Source organism: Rummeliibacillus sp. G93 (assembly GCF_023515935.1).
In the GTDB taxonomy this organism is placed as follows: domain Bacteria; phylum Bacillota; class Bacilli; order Bacillales_A; family Planococcaceae; genus Rummeliibacillus; species Rummeliibacillus stabekisii.
Map to the genome: position 1 here is coordinate 570,533 of NZ_CP097314.1, position 16,843 is coordinate 587,375.

Below are 16,843 nucleotides of genomic sequence, written 5' to 3' on the forward strand. Positions count from 1 at the left end.
ATTTTTTATTTATACAAAATTCTTTCAATTTAGCCCGTAGCAATCTACTAAAAGATTGCTAAAAATTAGAGTTCAAATTTTTCCACAAGATCTTTTACTGCATCTTTCTTTACTGGATCCAGAGAAGACATTGGCTGTTTGACGGTGCCGGCTTGAATGCCTTTTACGTTCAGTATTTCTTTTAACGTTTGATACAAGCCAAGCTCTAAAATCTTTTCAATCAAATCATTGGTTTTATGTTGTACTTCGTAGGCCTCTGCGACTTTGCCGCTTTGGCATAAATCCCATATTTGTTTTGCTTGTTTTCCGTTTACGTTATAGGTGCTACCGATTGCTCCGTCGACACCGCTGATTGCTCCGTAAATTAACATTTCATCAAACCCTGAGTAAATAAGTTTATTAGGATATTGTTTTCTAAGACGTTCAAGTAAGAAGAAGTTACCGTCTGTATATTTCACACCTATAATCTTTTCATTTTGGAAAAGCTCGTCAAACTGAGCCATGGACATTGAAACACCAGTAAGCGCTGGAATAGCGTAAATAATCATATCGTTGCCAGTTTCACGAATAATTGTTTCATAGTAAGCTTTGATTTCTTGGAATGTAAATTTGTAATAGAAAGGCGTGACAGCAGAAAGGCTATCATATCCAAGTTCTGTTGCATATTTACCAAGCTCAATTGCTTCATTAAGATTAAGCGAGCCAACCTGTGCAATTAATTTAACTTTACCTTTATTTTCATCGCTTACGATTTGAAAAATCTGCTTCTTTTGTTCTGTGGAAAGTAAGAAGTTTTCTCCCGAACTTCCATTTACATAAAGTCCATCAATTTGTTGAACATCAATGTTAAACCTTACGACATCACGCAAACCTTGTTCAATTATTTGGCCATTTTCATCAAATGGTACAAGCAATGCAGAAAATAAACCTTTCATTACTCATTCCTCCTATTTACTAATTGATAAAACAATACGCAAAATATATAATATTGTCAGACCAATTTTTAGTTAGTACCATCATAAAAGGCTCAAATTGAAAAGTCAATATTTTTTGTAAGGGCTTTCATATAGTTGCAGCTTATAGATCAGAGTCGTTATGATAGAAAAAAAGAGGAGGAGAAGGTGAAAGATGGTTATCCAGAAGATATCTTTGGTCGACCTTGCAATTGATCGAATAAAAAATTATATCAAAGACCAAGAATACAAACCGAATGATAGATTCCTATCTGAAAAAGAGTTGGTAGCCAAGCTTCAGGTAAGTAGAACGGTTGTAAGAGAAGCACTCATATCTCTCCAAACCATTGGTATATTGACTATCAAATCAGGTGGCGGAGTATATATTGCAGAACCAAAGCTTGATTCCATTACAGATATCTTGAAATTTCACTATGATACGTACGGAATAAAGCTTAAAGAATTAATTGAAACGCGAGAGATTGTTGAAATGGGTGCTCTAAGATTAATTATTGAAAATAATACGCTCGCAGATACAACCGAATTAACAAACTTGAATGAATCATACTATCAAGCGATCTTAGAAAAGGATGATCCTAAGCCGTATGATCGACTATTTCACCAAGCTTTAATGAAAGCTACTGATAATAGTACGTACTATTTATTTAGTGAAATTATCAACGAATACTTTTCATTTGTTTGTATTGATGTAAAAGAAAAAGAAGAGGAACTGTTACAGGCATACGCAGAACATAAAGCTATTATTGAAACTATAGAAACAGGAAACCTACATGAAGCGCAAAATAAAATGAAAAAGCATTTTGAACCTATTTTTAAATTGGTTCAACAATTAAAGGAGACACCTGAAGATGGAGCCGATTCAATCCTCTGAAAGAAAGTCATTAAAGAAAATGATCATCCAAGAAATTAAACAATATATTATTGATCATGAATTAAAAGCTGGCGACCAGCTCCCAACTGAAAGGAAATTCACAGAGTTATTTGGAGTGAGCAGATCCGTGGTCAGAGAAGCATTGAGCTTTCTTGAAAATACAGAAATCATTACCGTACGCCAAGGACATGGAGCTTTTTTAAACGAAACAAATTTTGAAAATTTATTGGACAATTTTTTCTTCTTATGGCAAATCAATAGCGGCAAAATGAAAGAAATTGTAGGCTTAAGAGCACTTTTTGAATCAAGTGCTATTGATGAAATTGTGAAGGCAAATCGCAAGGAAGAATTAAACCGCCTAAAAGAATTGGTGGATAATAGTGCAGGGCTTACAACCCCGGAAGAATTCAGAAATGCTGATCTTGCCTTCCATCAGGAGCTTTTGAAAGCAACGGGCAATGAGTTGTTTATACAAATGACCAACATGATTACAAGCTACTTTTTCCAAGTGCAGCATGTACAGCTGACACATGAAGAATATCAGGCGATTAATAAGGAACATCAGGAAATAGTAGCAGCCTTGCTAGCGGGAGACGCAGAACGAGCCAAAAAGCTTTTGACAAATCACATGAAAAATACACGTGCATAGGGGGCTACCATGGCTAAATATTTAACAATAGATGTCGGCGGCACCTATATTAAATACGCATTGGTTGATGAGCAGCTACATCTTATTGATAAGGGAAAAGTAGCTACAAAGAGAAATATGGAGTCTGCCATTTTACAACAAGTAGACGAGATAATAGAAAAATTTTTAAGCGTAAGCTCGATAAATGGGGTCGGTATAAGCACAGCCGGAATTGTTGATAGGCAGAAAGGCGAAATTGTATACGCCGGGCCTACAATTAAAAATTATAAAGGCACTTCGTTTAAAAAACATATAGTTGAAAAGTTTGATGTGCCTGTTCATGTTGAGAATGATGTGAATGCTGCATTATTGGGCGAAATATGGAAAGGTGCGGCTCAACATCACGATCAAGTCTATTGCATTACACTAGGTACGGGAATAGGTGGGGCCTATTATGATGAGGGAATTGTAGATGGCTACCATTTGCAAGCTCACTCGGTGGGCTATTTATTATATGACCCTGCTTCTAAAACAAACTATGAAATGAGGGCTTCCACCTCTGCTTTATCAAGGAAGGTTGTAAAAGAATTAGGCACTGATCTTACAGTGCAAGATGCTTTCGACAAAGCGAAACTAGGTGATGTGAGCTGCACCGATATGATTAGAGATTGGTGTAAGGAAGTCGCGAGAGGACTTTCTGAAATTATCCTGTTGGTTGATCCAAGCTGCATAATAATTGGTGGAGGCATTTCTCAACAAGGAGACTTTTTATTGCACCTCATTGAAGAACAGGTGGAGGAGTTCTTGCCATCCCATTTTTTAAAGACGGAAATTAAAGTGGCGCAACTTTATAATGATGCAGCCTTGTACGGCGCTGTATACCCATTTTTTAAGGAGGAAAAGTAGAATGATCCAACAAGTCAAAGACGGTCTGATTGTTTCATGTCAAGCTTTACCGAATGAACCATTACACAGTTCTTTTATCATGTCAAAAATGGCGTTAGCTGCCTGGCAGGGGGGGGCAAAAGGGATACGTGCTAACTCAAAAGAAGATATTATAGCGATTAAAGAAGAAGTGGATTTGCCTATTGTAGGTATTGTGAAGCGCGATTATAGGGATAGTGATATCTATATTACAGCCACTACGAAAGAAATAGATGAATTGCTAGAAAGCCAATGTGACATGATTGCACTGGATGCGACAAGCAGAAAACGCCCTGGTGGCATTCATTTAAGTGAATTGGTTGCGTATGTGAAAGAGAAGGCTCCTGAATGCCAGCTGATGGCAGATATTGCAACACTTGAAGAGGCAATCGAAGCAGAGAGATTGGGTTTTACTTGTATCTCTACTACATTGCATGGCTATACAGAAAAAACAAAAGGGAAGAAATTATATGATAATGACTTTGAATTTCTTAAGAACGTTCTCAGTCAAATTAAGATACCAGTTATTGCAGAAGGCAATATTTTGACCCCTGAAATGTATCAGCGATGCATGGAGATAGGTGCACACGCATGTGTAGTTGGAGGAGCCATCACACGGCCAAAAGAAATCACTCAGCGCTTTGTGGAAAAGTTTTAATCTGTAAAGTCTTTAATCTCACCAAGGTTAAAGGCTTTTATTATATATATCAATCTGGTGAGTTTATATATACATAATATTTGGGTGAATCACACATAATTTTATATAATTAAAATGAAGTTTTAAATTTGATAAGAAGGGTTTTGAAATTATGGTTGCGAGTATTCGTAACATTACCATCTCCAACAAAGATGAAATTTTAGCACTGCATGTAGCTAAAGCGCAAGAAGGGTTTATTGAAACAACACAAGAATGCTTAGAGGAGGCCGGTGAGAATGCCAATTTTGTCCCCGTTGGTTTGTATGTAGACGACATTCCTGTAGGGTTCGCCATGTATGGTTCCTTTCAGGATGAAAAAGAGGGGCAACGAGTGTGGCTAGATCGGTTTTTGATTGATTCGCATTACCAAGGAAAGGGTTATGGTCGTCTTTTTCTTGAGCAATTAATCCAGCATTTGATTGCGAAGTATCAGTGTAGGAAAATCTATTTAAGCGTATATGATAACAACAAGCATGCTATCCATTTGTATCAGCAATATGGGTTCTTCTTCACCGGTGAACTAGATACCAAAGGAGAGAAAGTAATGGTTAAGGATATTTCGAACTAAATTTTTAAAAAAATCCAACGAATAAAGTTGGGTTTTTTTGTTTATGTAGTGCAAAAAAGGGTATAAGGTGTTATCTTAGCATGTGTATACATATGTTAGACAATGTGCATTTTTATTTCAAAGGGAGGAAATAAAATGAAAAAGTGGTTAGTTACAGGTTTATCGATTGTGTTAGCAGCTACCCTTGCTGTTGTCCCAGCAACCCCAAGCGTTTTAGATGCAGGTCCTAAAACAGCATCTGCGGCTACAAAGACAACGCAAACTTACATGCTGAGTACGAAGAAAACTTATGTACGTAAGGGTGCAAGCACAAAAAATACGGCTGTTGGATATATTGACAAGAAAGTACGTGTAAAGCTGAAGATTACAAAAGGTAAATCTTGGGCTTACTTTAGCGAAAAAGGCTTAAAGGGCTATGTAAAACTAGCTGACTTTAAGGATTTAAAAAGAAAGAGTAGCAGTGAAAGAGAATCAAAGATTATTACCCTTGTTAATAAAGAACGAAAAAAAGCAGGCTTAAAACCTCTTAAAGAAAATAAAGTGATGAACTATACAGCTTATTACAAGAGTAAAGAAATGGCACAAAAAAATTATTTCGGCCACGATGGCGGAAAGTATAAAACATGGTCTAACCTAATTACTAGCCATATTGGCATAAATATTACGGGAATGGGCGAAAATATTGCCTATGGTTATCCATCCACGAAAGAAGTAATGATTGCATGGATGAATTCAAAAGGGCACCGCGAAAATATTTTAAACAAAAACTTTAAGGAAATGGGTGTTGGCGTTTATTACGATAAGAGTAACAAACGTTTCTATTGGACGCAACATTTCCTAACAAAATAAGAAAAGAAAAAAGGATATCTCATTTTAAAGCTGAACTAATTTTTCTATTAGTTCAGCTTTTATTTGTTTTGAAGGCTATAACTTATATTCCACAGAATGATTAATTGAATAAGCCTGCCAAATAAAACCGTTTGTTTGCGGTTATATTAGAGTAAAATTGTAAAGGAACATCTAAATTAAAGAAGTAGTTTTGTAGAAGAAACAAATTAAATTGGGAACCACCTTTTAGATTAAATCTAATTGGTGGTTTTTTTATTACACTATCTTTAAATTTCAGAAAAATTATTTAATTTAAATTATCTTGGTATCAACAATAGTGTACGATGCATAGTATAAATCAAATACTGTATCACATCTAGTAAAGCAAAATGAGGTGGGTGAATGGGTAATTTATTGAATTCATTATCGACAGAACTTAGGAGAGGAACGTTAACATTAGCCGTTTTAAGCCAATTACGAACCCCCCAGTACGGTTATTCACTAGTTCAGTTATTGGAAGGAGCAGGTATTTCCATTGAGCAAAGTACCTTATATCCTTTACTTCGCCGATTAGAAAAACAGGAGTTGGTGACGAGTAGTTGGGATACATCTGAGAGTAGACCCCGTAAGTACTATGTTTTAAGTGAATATGGTTTTGAGATATTTTTGCAGTTAAAGAAGGAATGGATAGAAAATTCTAAGGAACTTTATAGCTTATTAAAGGGAGGGGAAGTTGATGAATTTAATTGAAGTTTATATTCAGGAAGTTACTCGAAGGCTGCCTGAAAAGAGTCGTGGGGATATTGCACTTGAGTTACGGTCAACCATAGAGGATATGCTGCCCAACGATTACAGCGAGGAAGAAGTAAAGACTGTTCTTGAAAAATTAGGAAGTCCTGTCACGTTAGCTGTTGGTTATCGGGATCGACCGATGCATCTGATAGGCCCACGCTATTTTGATGTGTATGTGTCGCTGCTAAAAATGATATTACCGATTGCCGTTGTTATTTCGCTGATCTCCATGATTGCAGAATATTTTATTGGATATGATGGAGAAGAAGCGATATTAAATGTAATATTTGATGTGATTGCATATGGTATATTGAAAACTCTGGAAGTTGGGATTCAAGTATTCTTTTGGCTAACACTTGTTTTCGCTATTATAGAAAGGGTAGATAACGGAAAAGATGAACAACCCTTAACTACAAACCTTAAAAAATGGTCACCTGCTGATTTGAAAAATGTCGCTTATATTCCTAAGAAAAAAATCATTACAAAGCTTGAGGTATTTGGTAGTTTAATGTGGACGGCCATTTGGGCAACCATTTATTTTTATGCAGACCATCTTGTTGGTATTTATAGAGGAGAGGGAAATAGATTTGAATTCATCACTCCAGTCGCTAATCAAGAGGTCTTGCTCCAGTATTGGTTTATCGTTCTAATTGTAATTTGTTTGGAAATCGCATTGGCTATTTATAAATTAATTAAAAGTAAATGGACTAAAGGAATGGCTATTTTTAATGCGGCATTCCAGTTGATTTCCACCATTGTTTTCATTGTGATTTTAATAAATCCAGATTTAATTACACAGAATTTTATTATGTATATGACTGATTTATTCGAGATAACGGCTAACCAATTGAAATCATGGATTATTGGGGGTGGCATTTTCTTCTTTATAGTAGGTGCTGCAATCAATGTATATGATGGATATCGCAAGGCTAGAATTCGTTAATCGTGTGAAAGCAATTTTGGGAACGTTGGTTAAAGAAGAAAGTTAAGCTAGCCTTGTTAAAACTAATTTAACAAGGCTATTTTTTTGAAATTAGCTATTTAAACTGCTTAAAATGATTAGCATCCCTCGTCTTTGATTCTCTACTATATATTGCACCACAGCTATTAGCAAAATAACGTTTAGGAGACATGTAAGCAATATAAAAAACGTACACTACTAAATTGATTATAGTAATGTACATTTTTATATTATTAGCTAATTTTAAGTAGTTTTAATGCACTTCCTTGTTTTTAACATTGCAAGGTAATATATTTTATTCATTCAATTTCCATGTAGCATAATTTAGACTGAGCGCGAAGATAACCCATCCGATATAAGGAATCATCAACGTGCCTGCTGTTCGATCAACTTGGAAGAAGTCATAGGCAGTGAGTGCAATCGCGCCTAGCAATACGGTCATTTCCACTAATGCCGTGCCACGAAGCTCCCAACGGAAGAACAAAAATGACCATAAGAAATTAAGACCAAGCTGTAGTTCATAGATGGAAATTTCCTTTTTTCTTTTACCTTCTTGCTGTTTGGATACTCTATATTTTGCGAGTCCCATTAATCCGTATAATGTAGTCCAGGCAATGGGGAAAACAGCGGAAGGCGGAGAAAACGAAGGCTTTTTCAGCTTCTTATATTTCTCTTGAGCATGTCGATTGGCAAGCCACCCAGTAACGGAACCTCCAATAATAGGGACGAGGACATGCTTAGCCAAGCTCTTTGTATCCATCTTTCCATTAACTTTCAATAGTTCCATAGAAAATACACCTCCTGACTATCATCTTTCCCTTGTAGTAATAATCCAAACAATACCTGATGAATCTTAACGGATAAATTTTTACTGCCGTTTAAAAGCAATTTACCCCCGTCCCGAGGAAAAATACTACCGCACTTCGATGATTTACTAACGCTAATCTAAAATTTACTCCCGAAACTTTACAGATTACGTCTTCTAGAGAAACTAATCATAATAATAAAAACCCCCTCGATTAAATTCGAGGGGGTTGCTACATCTAACAACATAAGCACATTAGTCAGCCATTTTTGCCTGAAGTTCTGCTTCTTTTGCTTCCATAGTTTCAGATTGCCACCAAAGGACATCATCTGGGTCTTGATCTAGGACTTCTTTAAACTCTTTACGTGAATCCACAGCTGGGAACGAGCCTTTTAGTGGACGTCCAGATGTATCGCGGAATAGCCATGTAAAGATTACGAAGCCAATAATACTAATCACCATTAGATAGATGGCAGGTGACAACGGATTTTTTGTAGCATGTACAAGATAAGATGCTACAAGTGGTGTAGTACCGCCAAAAATTGAAACAGAGATGTTAAACGATACAGCTAATGCACGGTATCTGACATCTGAGAAGAAAAGTGTTGGTAATAGCGACGGCATAGTACCTTCATAACAGCTTAGGAAAAAGCCCAGCAAAAAGACGCCGGCGAAAATCCAGCCGATATGGCCATAACCCATCATTGAAAATGCAGGGACAGCTAAAATAAGCGTTCCAAGTAAACCAATTTGAACAATACGTTTATTACCAATCTTATCACTCCAGCGACCAAAGAAGAGTGCAAGTGGAATCATAATCATCATCACAACTAACAAAATGACTAAGCTTACTGTATTGTGAATATGCAATACCTCTGTCATATAAGAAGGAATGTACGACAGTATCATATAGTTTGTAATGTTAAAGAAAGCCACAATCACAATACTTAGTAGTAAATCTTTTTTATAGTACTTAATGATATCTCTAAATGGAATGTGTTCTTCGCTTTCACGTGCTTCTTCCATTTCTTCAAATACAGGAGATTCATCTAAATGACGGCGTAAGTATAGGCCGACTAAACCAATTGGCGCTGCAATAATGAACGGTAAACGCCATCCCCATGATAGCATTTGTTCATGCGACAGCATAAAAGTAAGTAGTGTGACAACCCCAGAGGCAAAGATATAGCCAACGAGCGTACCAATTTCTAGGCCGCTGCCAAGAGTCCCACGTTTTTTATCAGGAGAAGATTCTGCAATATAGACCATTGCGCCTGAGTATTCGCCGCCTGTTGAAAAGCCTTGAATCATGCGTGCTACAAGCAGTAAAATAGGTGCCCAAACACCGATTTGTTCATAAGTGGGTAAAATACCGATTAAGAGGGTAGAGATTGCCATCATAATAATGGTCGTACTTAAGACGATCTTTCGTCCATATTTGTCCCCGATCCGGCCAAAGAATATGCCGCCGAGTGGACGAATTAAGAAAGCAACCGCAAAAGTGGCGAATGTAAAGACGAGTTGAAGACTGGGGTTACTTACTCCTGCAAAGAATAATTCACTGATTACAACAGCTAGGTATGCGTAAAGTCCAAAATCAAACCATTCCATCATATTACCTACACCTGTTGCAAATACAGCTTTCTTTGCTTTCTTTGAGCTTACGATATTAATATCCGAAGGCTCAATATCAAGATTTTTTTGTACCATATTTCTAAAACAGCTCCTCTATTTAGTTTTTGCTATTTTCGAGAAGCTCCAAAAAGATACCTATGTTTAAAAGAAATAGCGGAAACTTAAAAACAATCTCCGTACCTTTTAAGAGACCATATTCAGTTGTATTGTTGCAAAGTAATGAGTGAAAAGAGATGAAACTATGAAGTTGTTAGATGTGAAAAAAGATAAACGCATTTCCTAATGATGAATAGGTATACTATTATAATAGAAGAAACTAAATTTAACAACCCATAATGTCCACCATGTTCTGATTCCCTATTCAATCAGCCTATAAACATATTAAAAATAGATAAATCTTTTTGTGAGTGAAATAGGTTCTTATTTCATATAAATTCAACAAAATTCGACACTAATAAGGTATATTAATATATGTATTTTTTATTGGAGGGAAGCCATTTGAATCGCCGAGGTATCAGTATATGTCTGTTGCTCATATGTTGTTTGTTTGTATTAACGAGCTGCATGAAGAAAAGTATTCAATCCCAGGAAGTAAAGCCTCTTTCATCTACCGAAAAATTTGTGATTAATCATTTAATCAATGAGGATGGGCTTTTGCGCACGAATTTAACTGATCAAAAAAATGTCTATTTATCTGAATCTGCCGGTTTATGGTTAGCTTATTTATATGAAAAAGGTGACCAGGAACGTTTTCATCAACAAGTAAAAGTGATTAAAGACCATTTTTTAAAGAACGGATTGCTTGCATGGAAAATTGACGGAGAAAAACAGGCAACTGTCAATGCATTGATTGATGATGAAAGAATTGCAGGTATTTTACTAAAAGCAGGGGACAAATGGCATAGTGCAGCATATACCAAGTTAGGGAAGACAATCAGCCAATCGCTAGTAAAAGACGGAATGCAGGATGGCACTTTTGTTGATTATGTAGATGTAGATTCATATAAAAAAGCAAATGTATTAACGCTGAGCTATATAATGCCACAATCTTTAAAGGAAATGAAAAAACATGATGTTCTTACAGAGGAACAATATCAAAAGCAGCTATCGATTTTAAGTAAGGCGCCACTATCAAAAAATGATACCTATCCAAAGGCCTATCAGATTGATAATCAAACGTACGTTTATGACGATGATTTGCATTTAGTTGATCAGCTTTATGTCGCATATCACCAAGCATCTGTTGGTCAAAATACCCAAACTTTCAAAAAATGGCTTATTAAGATATATAGAAGGGAACATAAACTTTATGGCAGGTATACAGCAAGTACTGAAAAACCCTCTGTGCAGTATGAATCACCCGCAGTTTACGCACTTGCTACACGCTATATGCTTAAAGCAGGAGACTTCAAAATGGCCCAAGAATTTTATGGGAAAATGAATGAAATGAAAATTAATAAAAAATCTGGTTACTATGATGCACAAACAAAAGAAACTCACGCATTTGATAATCTATCCCCATTATTAGCAGAAAGGGAGATGGCGCATGCAACTAAAAAGTAAATGGCTAAGAGAATTATTTGGCTTTGGGGCTTTGTTTATTATACTGAGTCAATTGCCCCCTTATTTTTTGTTGAATGGTGAGAATACACGGCTGCTATTATATATCCTATTGCTTCTTATCTTTTTCTTTACGCTGTGGCGTGGGTTGGTAGCAGGATTAATTAGCAGTTTAATTTATCTGTTTATAACAGGTACAGCCCTGATTTATACGGAGTTTTCAGGTGAAGCTGTATCAGCGACTCGTATGCCATTACAGTTATTTTTAGGATACGGGATTGTACTTTTGCTTGGCGTCCTCGCCGCAGGGAAGATACAAGGAATACTTGTGACGCAGCAGGAGTATAACAAAAGGCTTCAACAAGATATCAAGAATTTTGTAGCGGTGGATCCGGAGACGGGTTTTGACAATGAGATGCGTATGCGTTTGACATTAAATGAAGAAATGCGAAGAGCTGATCGCTATCATCATACATTTACCTTCATTCTCTTAAAGCTTGAGAATTATAGTCAATTTAAAAAACTATATGGCATGAAAGAAGCAAATAATCTTTGGAAGCAGTTAGCTTTAAGAATTACAGGCAAGCTCCGTCATATTGATAAAAAGTTTCGGTATCAGCAGAATGAAATCGGTTTGCTGTTGACAGAAACATCAGACGCTTCGATTGATATTATTTATCAAAAATTGGATGACATACTCAAAAATCATCAACTACTCAATGGCAAATGGATAACACTCCAATACAAAACAAGCTACATTACCTATACACCTAATAGCGAGCGTACCCTTGATGAATTGCTAGGAGAGATGGAAAGGGAGATGAGAACAAGTGAGCTATAAGAAGTTTTGGCTGTTTACTCTTGTTCTTTTAGGAAGTGTTATTTATGCAGGAAATACATATGCTTCTGCCAAAGAAAAGGACACTGCAATCGTCTATATGACAAGCGACGGGCGAGTCAATGAAGAAATCGTAGCATTGCAGGAGATGTTGGAATCTGTAGTGTCTGTCGATACAATCCCCGTAGAATCATTAACTGATAACAACTTGAAGCAATATCGCAGGTTAGTGTTTATTAGCACCTATAAGGAGAAAGTTCCCCTTAAAGCAAAAAGAGCAATGGAACATTTCAAAGAGCTGGCACTTGCTATTGGCGAAAATGCCACGCAATTAGAACCTTTTGGAAAGTGGAAAGACCGTGAAAATATAAAACTACGCAAAATTGGCAACTATTCGTTGACAGAACCAATTAGGTGGCATGCTATGATACCCCCGAAAGAACAATGGAAAGTCCTTGTACATGCCTCTACGTTAACGCAAAAAGTGCCATTCGTATCGCGTTCTCTTCATTCAAACTGGTCTTATATGGGCGATTTGATGTCGTCAACAGACTTTGTCTACAGCTGGTCGCATCTCTTTAGCCAAGTGCTGGGCATACAGTTTCAAAATACACATCCAGCCTATATCGTCCTAACGAATATAAATATGAAAACCAACTTAACAAAGCTAAAAGAAACAATCAACGAGCTTTCTTCTCGTCACATTCCACTTCATCTAGCAATTACGCCGATTTACAAAGAGAAAGATGGCTCATCCTATTATATTCAGGATAACAAAAAGCTGGTTAAGTACCTGCGTTCTCTTCAACAAAGAGGGGCATCGCTTATTCTATCTCCTTCTGGCAATGAAGTAGATAATAGTTTGGAATATATGGTTTTAAATAAGCTCTATCCTACAATCATCAGCAATCCAACTAAAGGCTTTACGGCTGCCCTGCATGAACATAGCCACCACTTTTATATGGCAAAACAGGATGGTCATATAATATATCCGATAAATGTAAATCAGATACAAGAATCAACGGAGACGTCCATTAATCAGTTTCAGGCATCGCTTGCTCGATTAAGAAATGTGCCAGGTTCAGCGATAGGCATGCCTTATCCAGTCTATCTAGGAGCTCCCTTGATGGAAAAAATCATCAGCACATTGGAAGATACTCAAATGCCAATTGAATGGATTGATTTTCGGAAGAGTCAGCTTCAAGTCAAGACAAAGAAAGTAGATATCAAACAAGAAAAAAGCGGAGCCCTGCACGTGAAGAAGTCATTTACTATAAAGGATCGGCTACAAATGTATTTCCAGGAAAGGCCTTTTGAAGTTATTTTGTGGGCTATTCTAGTGGTTGTGACAGTATTTATAGGGATTTTTTTCATAAATACGCTTCGTTTGCGTATCACATTGCGCAAGCGATTGTTTGAGGAGAGGAATGAGCATGGCTGATCTTTTATTTTATATAGCACTATTTCTTATATGGGTAATGCTGTTATATCATATGTTTCTAATGGAAGGGGGCTATCTCCATTTCCGCAGTTTTGAAAAGCCCATTCCTAAATGGTCCAGAAATATGGAGGAGCTGCCAACTGTTAGTGTCTTTATACCAGCCCATAATGAAGAACTCGTTATCGAACAGACTTTACGAGCGATGTCTCGGTTGTATTATCCCAAGGATAAGCTTGAAGTCATTGTTATTAACGATAATTCGTCCGATGATACGGGCTTGATTGCAAGTAGGTTTGCGGAAAAATACCCATTTATCCGAGTCCTTGAAACAGTGGAACCGAATAAGGGAAAAGGCAAATCCTCTGCATTAAATTCTGCGCTTGCTGACTCGTCCAGCGAGATTGTTATCGTATATGATGCAGACAATACGCCGGAGCGAATGGCGGTTTGGTACTTGGTGATGGGACTTCAAAATGATCCCAAAGCCGCAGCAACTGTCGGTAAATTCCGTGTCATCAATGCGGAAGAAACCTGGCTGACTCGTTTTATCAATATTGAAACGATTTGTTTTCAATGGATGGCACAAGGCGGACGTTGGAAATGGTTCCGTGTTGCCACCATCCCTGGTACTAACTTTGCTATTCGCCGCAGTATTTTAGAGAGGCTAGGCGGTTGGGATGTTAAGGCATTAGCAGAGGATACAGAGCTGACCATTCGTGTTTATAATCTAGGCTACCATATCCGCTTTTTCCCAAAAGCTATTACATGGGAACAAGAACCGGAAACCTTGAGTGTATGGTGGAAACAAAGAACACGGTGGGCGCGTGGCAATCAATATGTTGTGCTAAAGTTTCTTCGCCAATTTTTAACACTGAAGAGAAAGAGTATTATCTTTGATTTGTTTTATTTCTTTTTCACTTATTTCCTATTTTTCTTTGGAGTAATTCTGTCGAATGCTTTATTTATCATCAATTTGTTCTATGATATCGGTCTTAGCATTGGCAATATCTCTTTAATTCTCTGGGGACTTGCATTTTTACTCTTCCTAGGAGAAGTGATGGTCACATTAAGTATTGAAAAAACAGAGATGAATTGGAAGAATTTCATATATGTCATCGCCATGTATTTTACATATTCACAGATGTGGATTGTGTTAGTGGTTCGTTCTTTATATTTAGAAATCAAACGTTTGATTACAGGCCAAGAAGTCAAATGGTATAAAACAGAGCGCTTTGCGAAGAAGCCAAAGTAAGGAGGAGAAACATGAGAAACTTTATATATCTTGCAGCATTGTTCTTCAGCCTGTTTCTATTTTCTTTGCCTGGAAAGGCAGCAACGAACATTACGGTGAAGCACCCTATTACAATAGAAGGCACAAGTAACGAAGAAAAACCGCTTACCAATAAAGTAATCGAATTGCAGGGGCCATCATCTTCCACTGACTTTTATTATTCACTAGAAGAAAGTGAAAGAAATAAAAAGCATAGTGCTACTTTTCACTTGGAGCATTCGGAATTACTGAAATCCCCTTCATCGTTTACAGTGAAAGTGGATGGACTGCCCGTTAAGTCAATTTCTCTTGCAGGCAAGAAAACAAACAATAGCGTGACGATTGATTTACCAAAAAGAGCTTTAACAAAAGGAGATCATACGATAACAGCGAGTTTTTATGGAGTGGTAAAAGAAGGCGTATGTGTTGCGCCGGGAGATCAAGGTAACTGGCTTAAGATTGATGTACTTTCATCCATCTCTTCGTTTGCAAAAGAAAAAAAAGAAATAGCATTAAGCGATTATCCATCTACTTTTAAAACAGGGAACACCCAGATAGTATTACCAGACAATCCATCAACAGCTACTTTAAATAGCGCCTATCAGCTAGCGGCATTTTTATCAGAAGAGGAGGACAGCGAGGCTACAGTATCACGAGAAACTCATCTTCGCACAGTAAAAGGACCAGTGATTTTTGTCGGAGCTAAAGATGAGTTTAAAACAACGGAAATACAACGCATTATGTCTAAGGCAAATGTCAGCTACAAAGATGGAATCTCCCTCAAAAGCGGAACATTGCACAATCAAGGCAACAAGAATGAGGTTCCTGTACTTTTTGTAACTGCAGACAACAGCAGTACCATTGAACAAAGAATTGATCTTTTATTAAAAGAAGATTTAACAAAGCAACTGTCGGGGCAACAGATGACGGTAGACCAATTGCCGCAGTCAAAGAAGAAGGACGGCACTCATATAAAACTCAACGAATTAGGCTTTAAGAGTGAAACCTTATCTGGCGGTAACACAACATCAAAAGATTATTATGTTTCACTGCCTCGCATGGAAGAAGACCATCAAGCAAACCTTCATTTGTATTTGAAAAAATCAGCAACCATGCCTGTAAAAGATGAAGCGAATGGCCGAAAAACAGAGCTAATCCTTTATGTCAATGATGTTCCTCATTCCATTGATCTTAGCAAACTAAAGAAAACACAATCAGGTATATATGAAGCGAATGTACCCATTCAAACGAATTTATTAAACAAGCATTCGCTCGTTGATTTGAGATTCGAGGTCACTGGATTCCAATTAGAAGATCCATGTGAGCATACAGGTGAACGTTTTGAGTTGTATATTGATGGAGACAGCACGTTGAATCTTGCTGAAAAAGCAAACAATACGGTATTTTCATTGCGTGATTATCCAAATGCTTTTGATCATCAAACACTGATCATCATGCCTAATCAAAAGCAAGTGAGCGATAGTCAAATGCTCGCTCTATACAAAACATTATTTATTAACGGTGAGCTTCCGCCTATTAAATTAAAAAAAGAAAAAGAGGTTTCGCAGGCCGAACTGCAAAAATATGCGCTAATCTTTACAGGGGAAGCGAACGATTTTAATTTATTAAAAGATAAAAGAGACCAACTCCCATTATCAGATGAAAAAATGATGGAAGAAGGCTTCTTGCCGCAGGCAGTCGCATTAACTGCTTACATCACACAAAATTTCTGGCAGTCTAGCGAACCGTTGCTCGTGCTTGGAAACCGCGAGCAATCTCTCCAGGATGATGATTTTTATCGTCAGTTGAAAAACTCAAACGCTAACAAATCAGCAGCAGTTGAAACAAAAGACGGTCGCTTTATTGTTTCTACTAAAAAAGTTACTGAAACAAATAATGTCTCCAAAAACGATACAAAGAAACAAGCTGTACCTTATATAGTAGGTTTTGTTATTCTCATCGCGGCTATTGCTCTTATTCTTTACATGGCCATACGGAGAAAGAAAAAGAATACGACCAACAATGAAAAATAAACGATTTAAACCCTTTTC

16 protein-coding genes are annotated in these 16,843 nt (G+C 37.0%); 13 read left to right on the forward strand and 3 right to left on the reverse strand.

Going from position 1 to position 16,843, the window contains the following annotated elements; genetic code table 11:
- Positions 1–65: 65 nt before the first annotated feature.
- A complete protein-coding gene (locus M2M59_RS02735) occupies positions 66–935 on the reverse strand; it encodes an N-acetylneuraminate lyase (RefSeq protein ID WP_249775437.1) in 870 nt (289 codons plus the stop codon).
- Positions 936–1,128: 193 nt separating this feature from the next.
- On the opposite strand from M2M59_RS02735, the gene M2M59_RS02740 reads away from it, so the two are divergent.
- The 8 genes from M2M59_RS02740 to M2M59_RS02775 all read left to right on the forward strand — a co-directional run bounded on the left by M2M59_RS02740 (position 1,129) and on the right by M2M59_RS02775 (position 7,225).
- Complete coding sequence (locus tag M2M59_RS02740; RefSeq protein ID WP_249775438.1) at positions 1,129–1,845, forward strand: FadR/GntR family transcriptional regulator; 717 nt, start codon at positions 1,129–1,131, stop codon at positions 1,843–1,845.
- A complete protein-coding gene (locus tag M2M59_RS02745; RefSeq protein WP_249775440.1) occupies positions 1,823–2,494 on the forward strand; it encodes a FadR/GntR family transcriptional regulator in 672 nt (223 codons plus the stop codon). The genes M2M59_RS02740 and M2M59_RS02745 overlap by 23 nt, the downstream gene beginning before the upstream one ends.
- Positions 2,495–2,503: 9 nt before the next feature.
- On the forward strand, positions 2,504–3,379 hold the full coding sequence (locus M2M59_RS02750) for an ROK family protein (protein ID WP_249775441.1): 876 nt from the start codon (positions 2,504–2,506) through the stop codon (positions 3,377–3,379).
- Between the two features lies 1 nt (position 3,380).
- Positions 3,381–4,055, forward strand: a complete 675-nt coding sequence (locus M2M59_RS02755; RefSeq protein WP_147194965.1) for an N-acetylmannosamine-6-phosphate 2-epimerase — start codon at positions 3,381–3,383, stop codon at positions 4,053–4,055.
- Between the two features lie 151 nt (positions 4,056–4,206).
- Entirely contained in the window at positions 4,207–4,662 is a 456-nt protein-coding gene (locus tag M2M59_RS02760) for a GNAT family N-acetyltransferase (protein WP_147194962.1), read from the forward strand.
- 135 nt (positions 4,663–4,797) lie between these two features.
- The gene (locus M2M59_RS02765) at positions 4,798–5,511 is read left to right on the forward strand and encodes a CAP domain-containing protein (RefSeq protein ID WP_066784393.1); all 714 of its coding nucleotides are present in this window, start codon (positions 4,798–4,800) and stop codon (positions 5,509–5,511) included.
- Between the two features lie 381 nt (positions 5,512–5,892).
- Positions 5,893–6,240 (forward strand): PadR family transcriptional regulator, encoded by a 348-nt coding sequence (locus tag M2M59_RS02770; protein ID WP_147194956.1) that lies wholly within the window; start codon positions 5,893–5,895, stop codon positions 6,238–6,240.
- Positions 6,227–7,225, forward strand: coding sequence for an HAAS signaling domain-containing protein (locus M2M59_RS02775; protein ID WP_249775442.1), 999 nt, complete (start codon positions 6,227–6,229; stop codon positions 7,223–7,225). Before M2M59_RS02770 ends, M2M59_RS02775 begins: the two co-directional genes overlap by 14 nt.
- Positions 7,226–7,538: 313 nt before the next feature.
- On the opposite strand, the gene M2M59_RS02780 is transcribed toward M2M59_RS02775, so the two are convergent.
- Both M2M59_RS02780 and M2M59_RS02785 read right to left on the reverse strand, forming a co-directional pair.
- Positions 7,539–8,030 (reverse strand): TspO/MBR family protein, encoded by a 492-nt coding sequence (locus tag M2M59_RS02780; RefSeq protein ID WP_249775443.1) that lies wholly within the window; start codon positions 8,028–8,030, stop codon positions 7,539–7,541.
- Positions 8,031–8,303: 273 nt separating this feature from the next.
- Complete coding sequence (locus M2M59_RS02785) at positions 8,304–9,758, reverse strand: MFS transporter (RefSeq protein ID WP_147194947.1); 1,455 nt, start codon at positions 9,756–9,758, stop codon at positions 8,304–8,306.
- A 423-nt stretch (positions 9,759–10,181) separates the two neighbouring features.
- Between M2M59_RS02785 and M2M59_RS02790 the strand changes: the two genes are divergently transcribed.
- From M2M59_RS02790 to M2M59_RS02810, 5 genes are read left to right on the forward strand one after another with little or no spacing between them, the layout of a single operon-like run.
- Positions 10,182–11,246 carry a glycosyl hydrolase family 8 gene (locus M2M59_RS02790; protein ID WP_249775444.1) on the forward strand — a complete coding sequence of 355 codons (1,065 nt, stop codon included), beginning with the start codon at positions 10,182–10,184 and terminating at the stop codon, positions 11,244–11,246.
- Positions 11,230–12,084, forward strand: coding sequence for a diguanylate cyclase domain-containing protein (locus M2M59_RS02795; protein WP_249775445.1), 855 nt, complete (start codon positions 11,230–11,232; stop codon positions 12,082–12,084). The genes M2M59_RS02790 and M2M59_RS02795 overlap by 17 nt, the downstream gene beginning before the upstream one ends.
- On the forward strand, positions 12,074–13,522 hold the full coding sequence (locus M2M59_RS02800) for a DUF2334 domain-containing protein (RefSeq protein WP_249775446.1): 1,449 nt from the start codon (positions 12,074–12,076) through the stop codon (positions 13,520–13,522). Before M2M59_RS02795 ends, M2M59_RS02800 begins: the two co-directional genes overlap by 11 nt.
- On the forward strand, positions 13,515–14,774 hold the full coding sequence (locus tag M2M59_RS02805; RefSeq protein ID WP_249775447.1) for a glycosyltransferase family 2 protein: 1,260 nt from the start codon (positions 13,515–13,517) through the stop codon (positions 14,772–14,774). Before M2M59_RS02800 ends, M2M59_RS02805 begins: the two co-directional genes overlap by 8 nt.
- An 11-nt stretch (positions 14,775–14,785) precedes the next feature.
- On the forward strand, positions 14,786–16,825 hold the full coding sequence (locus tag M2M59_RS02810) for a cellulose biosynthesis cyclic di-GMP-binding regulatory protein BcsB (protein ID WP_249775448.1): 2,040 nt from the start codon (positions 14,786–14,788) through the stop codon (positions 16,823–16,825).
- The last annotated feature ends 18 nt before the right edge of the window (positions 16,826–16,843 follow it).